Below are 4652 nucleotides of genomic sequence, written 5' to 3' on the forward strand. Positions count from 1 at the left end.
AGCAGGCCGACGCCTCCATAACCCGCCGGTTCGGCGGCACGGGCCTCGGCCTGGCCATCTGCGCGTCCTTGACCAGCTTGATGGGCGGCCGCGTCTGGGCGCAATCGCATCCCGGCGCCGGCTCCACCTTCTTCGCCGAGATTCCGCTGCCGCCCGCAGACCTGACGTCGATCACCGAGGCCGACACCGACGATGACATCGCCGCGCCGCTGGCCGGCTGCCGTGTGCTGCTGGCGGAGGACCATCTGATCAACCAGCGGGTCGTGTCGCTGATCCTGGAGCCCATGGGTGTCGAACTGGTAGTCGTCGGCGACGGCGCTGAGGCCATCGAGGCCGAGGCCGCTGGGCGCTATGACGTGATCCTGATGGACCTGCACATGCCGAAGGTCGATGGCCTGACCGCGATCCGCGCCATCCGCCGGGCGGAAGCCGAGCGGGGCTCCGCGCCGACCCCGATCGTGGCCCTTACGGCCGATGCGCTCGCCGAGCATATTGCCGCGACCCGCGCCGCCGGCGCCGAACACCACCTGGCCAAGCCGATCCGCCCCGACACGCTGATCGAAGTGCTGGCCGAGATCCTGACTTCGGAAGGCCGCCGGCGCGAAGTCGCCTAGGGCAGGCCGGCCTTGGCGCGGGCTTCGTTCAGCAGGCGCTTGGCCCGGATGAAGATCTCCAGGCGCCCCGCACAGACGAGCCCTACAGACATGACGAGGAGGGCGTCCGGAATCGCGACCGCCCAGACGCCCAGCGTCGTGCCGTTCTGCTGCGCATAGGCGCGGATGCCGAACCGGACGGTGAACACCACCAATATGACCAGCATGCCGATCGGAGAGGCCCGGCTGGTGAGCTCGTGGGTCACCGGATCCACGGTGATGTGGGTGAAGCGCGCTCGCCACCAGCCGAGCCCGGCGCCGATCACGACGCCCGCGACGTCCAGCAACAGGCCAAGCGGCGATGGCATGCCCTGAGACGTGAGGGACAGGGCGATTAGCGCGATGATGACGACCGGCGCGATCCACATCGCCTCGATCCGCAGCCGCCGGGCGCGTGAATTTCGCAGGATCACCAGTGCTACGATGGCGAGGGGAATGAGGTTGGTCCAGGCCGGCGCGTTGGGTGACGGCCCGTACATCAGCTCGCTTTCAAGCCCTGGGCGTGGGCCGCGGCCTCTTCGAGCGCGCGGCCGGCGGATTCTGCTGACGTCACCGGTGCGACGCCCAGGTCGAATTCCACCACGAACGGCGGGTTCCCATCCCCCGCCTCGAAGGCGGTGCAGCCGATTACCGCGGCGATCCGTTCGCCGGCCAGCCGGCCGTTGGGGCCAGGGGTGTTGGGAAGCGCGAGCGCGAAGACTTCCGGGCCGAGGCGTGCGGCGGTGTCTTCCACCCGCACCAGGCGGCTGACCATGGAGCCGATCTGCGGGATGGCGCGGTCAAGCCAGCCGCCCGCGCGGGCGGCCTTCAGCTCGGGCTTTTCGGCGACCTTCAGCACACAGACGCTGAGTGCGCGGTTGCGGGTCTTGGCGGCCTGGGCGAGCCGGCCCAGGTGGGCGGCGAACAGGTCGCGGGTGAAAAGGCCGGTGGCGGCGTCCATCAGCCCGGAGGTGCGGGCCTGCTCGAGCGCCTGGCGCACACCCATTTGGCGGCGATAGCTGCGGGCGAGCTCGACCACGCGGCGGGCGGTCTCGCTCTCCGGCGTCTCTGGCGAGGCCACGTCCGACAGACCACGGTGAAAGGCCTCTGACGTCGTGACGTAGGTTTCCTTGCGCATGTAGAGCAGGGCCGGCGTGTGATAGAGGCGCGTGTTGCGGCGCAGGCCCGCGGCGATCGACAGCGCTTCCTGCGGGTTGTCGCCCGCCCAGAGAACCACGGCGTCGAAGATCCGTTCATGCAGATAGTCGAAGGCCGTGTAGGCGGTGAAGGCGCCCACGACGTCGGCGCCGTTGCGCAAGAGGGCGTTGGAAAGCGCCAGGAACTGCGGCGCGGGTTCTCCGATGGCCAGCACGCGATAGGGGCTGACGTCGATCTCCGGTGGTTCGAACTTGCGGCCGAACTCGGCGAAGGTCTCGGTGCGGAGCTCGAACTCCTCTTCCGCGACGGCGGTCCGCACCAGCGTCTCCAGCCGCATCGCCGCCTGGGCGGGGTGCAGGGGCGCGGCAAGCGTCACGTCGAAGCCGTAGGTCTCCAGGATCGGGTCCGGATCGCCGATCGCGATGACCGGCAACCTGCGCGGCGCGCAGGCCGCCTTCAGGCGCCGCGCCAGTCCCAGCGCCTCTTCGCCGACGCCGCGCAGATCAATGATCGCACCCTCGATCTGGAGGTCGGAGATGGCGGTGACGGCGGCGAACTTTCCGCGCGCGGTGATGGTGCGCCAGCCAAGGCGGTCCAACCCTTCGGCGAGAGGGCCCGCCAGGGTGTCATCGCGCGCGACGATAAGCACGCGCGCCTGGACGCTCGACGACATCTAATACCTTTCCTAGGACCTGCGTTGGTCCGAAGACATGACTCAACGAGCACGATAGACGCTGAGCTTAGCCAGCGACAGGTCAAGAAGGGTTAAGGAGGTTGAGGATGGGTGCAATTTTGCAAGGAAAGGTTGCAGTCATCACTGGGGCGTCGGGAGGGCTTGGCGAACACTTCGCAAGGGTCCTGGCGCGCGAGGGCGCGGCCGTCGCCTTGACGGCCCGGCGACTGGACAAGATCGAGGCGATCGCCGGCGAACTGGCCGGCGAGGGGCATCGGGCCATGGCCCTGCGGCTGGATGTCGCGGACGCCCATTCCATCGCCCTAGTCTTCGATGAGATCGAGGCGGCGCTGGGACCGATGTCGATCCTGATCAACAACGCCGGAGTCGGCGGCGACGGCATGGCGCTGGACATGACCATCGACCACTTCGACGACACCTTCGCGGTCAATGTCCGCGGGACCTATTTCGCCGCTCAGGCGGCGGCCCGGCTGATGATCGCGTCCGGCGTCGCGGAGCGGGGCGAGGGACGCATCGTCAATATCGCCTCGGTGGCGGCCCAGACCAACCTGCCGGGGCTGTCGGCCTACTGTGGGTCCAAGGCCGCGGTGGCGATGATCACCCGCGTGATGGCCCGGGAGTGGGCCCGACGCGGCATCTCCGTCAACGCCCTAGGCCCCGGCTACATCCCCAGCGGCATCAACGACGCCTGGTTCGAGACCGAGGGCGGCGCCGCTCAGATCAAGCGCTTCCCGCGCCGCCGGCTGATGCAGGAGAGCGATCTGGACGCGGCGCTGCTGATGCTGGCTGGGCCAGCCGGCGCCGCCATCGCCGGGAGCCTGTTCATCATCGACGACGGGCAGACGCTGCCCGGCGGCGGCTAGCGCTTGGCTGACGGCGGGGCAGGGCGCCTTAGATACAGGTCAATGACAAGGGAGTGAGCCGATGCGCCAGGGACCGCTGATGGGACTGAAGGTCGTGGAATTCGCCGGGATCGGGCCGGGCCCCTTCTGCGGCATGCTGCTCTCCGACCTGGGCGCCGACGTGGTGCGGATCGACCGCAAGGGCGGGCGCGGCAGCGCGCCGTCCGACATAACTGCCCGCGGCCGCCGATCGGTGGCGCTGGACCTGAAGAGCCCGGCGGCCATCGAGGCCTGCCTGAAGCTGATGGAAAAGGCCGACGCCATTATCGAAGGCTTTCGGCCGGGGGTGATGGAGCGCTTGGGACTGGGCCCGGACGTGGCCCTCAAGCGCAACCATAAGCTGGTGTTCGGGCGCATGACCGGCTGGGGGCAGACCGGGCCCTACGCCAACGCCGCGGGTCACGACATGAACTACATCGCCATCACCGGCGCCCTGCACGCCATCGGCACGGCGGAAAAGCCGATTCCGCCCTTGAACCTGGTCGGGGACTTCGGCGGAGGGGCGCTCTACCTCGCCTTTGGCCTGCTGGCGGGCGTGATCCAGGCGCGCGAGACGGGCAGGGGCCAGGTGATCGATTGCGCCATGAGCGACGGGGCCGCCTCGCTGATGGCCATGTTCTATGGCTTCAAGGCCTCGGGCATGTGGAAGGAAGAGCGGCGTCAGAACCTGCTCGACGGCGGCGCCCACTTCTACGACACCTACCAGTGCGCCGACGGCAAGTGGATCTCCATCGGCTCGATCGAGCCGCAGTTCTACGCCCTGCTCCTGCAGAAGACCGGGATCACCGATCCGGCCTTCGCCGCCCAGATGGATCGATCGGCGTGGCCGGCGCTGCGCGAGAAACTGGCCGCCGCCATCGCCGGCAAGACCCAGGCGGAATGGTGCGCGATCATGGACGGCACCGACGTTTGCTTCGCCCCGGTCCTCGATCTCGACGAGGCGCCCAAGCATCCACACAACATTGCGCGGCGGACCTTCGTCGAGGTCGCCGGCGTCACCCAGCCCGCGCCGGCGCCGCGCTTTTCGGTGACGCCCGGGGCGATCCAGGGCCCGCCGCCGGCGGTGGGCGCCCATGACCGCGAGGCCCTGCTCGATTGGGGCTTCACCGCCGCAGAGGTCGACGCCCTCGCCGGCGCCGATTCACCCGTGAAAGATGCTGTTTCCTGACGGACGCGTTCAGCTTGGGTTCAGCCGGGGCGTCGCAATGTGACGCAAGGTTGTTCGCCGCGCTCTCCCGTCCCTCGAAGCGACGGGCAACCTGATGG

Annotated in this window: 5 protein-coding genes; 3 read left to right on the forward strand and 2 right to left on the reverse strand. The window is 68.9% G+C overall.

Translation table 11 applies throughout. The features are described from left to right. A partial coding sequence (locus tag E8A12_RS13770) for a response regulator (protein ID WP_293369679.1) occupies window positions 1–614 on the forward strand: 614 nt, incomplete at its 5' end. Here E8A12_RS13770 and E8A12_RS13775 read toward each other — a convergent pair. Both E8A12_RS13775 and E8A12_RS13780 read right to left on the reverse strand, forming a co-directional pair. After that, complete coding sequence (locus tag E8A12_RS13775; RefSeq protein ID WP_293369681.1) at window positions 611–1132, reverse strand: hypothetical protein; 522 nt, start codon at window positions 1130–1132, stop codon at window positions 611–613. The genes E8A12_RS13770 and E8A12_RS13775 overlap by 4 nt on opposite strands. After that, on the reverse strand, window positions 1132–2463 hold the full coding sequence (locus E8A12_RS13780; RefSeq protein WP_293369683.1) for a diguanylate cyclase: 1332 nt from the start codon (window positions 2461–2463) through the stop codon (window positions 1132–1134). The genes E8A12_RS13775 and E8A12_RS13780 overlap by 1 nt, the downstream gene beginning before the upstream one ends. Window positions 2464–2570: 107 nt before the next feature. On the opposite strand from E8A12_RS13780, the gene E8A12_RS13785 reads away from it, so the two are divergent. Together E8A12_RS13785 and E8A12_RS13790 are read left to right on the forward strand one after the other, a co-directional pair. Beyond that, window positions 2571–3347 carry an SDR family NAD(P)-dependent oxidoreductase gene (locus E8A12_RS13785; RefSeq protein WP_293369685.1) on the forward strand — a complete coding sequence of 259 codons (777 nt, stop codon included), beginning with the start codon at window positions 2571–2573 and terminating at the stop codon, window positions 3345–3347. A gap of 61 nt (window positions 3348–3408) precedes the next feature. Beyond that, a complete protein-coding gene (locus E8A12_RS13790) occupies window positions 3409–4554 on the forward strand; it encodes a CaiB/BaiF CoA-transferase family protein (protein WP_293369687.1) in 1146 nt (381 codons plus the stop codon). The last annotated feature ends 98 nt before the right edge of the window (window positions 4555–4652 follow it).

It is taken from the genome of Phenylobacterium sp. (genome assembly GCF_004799395.1).
GTDB lineage: Bacteria > Pseudomonadota > Alphaproteobacteria > Caulobacterales > Caulobacteraceae > Phenylobacterium.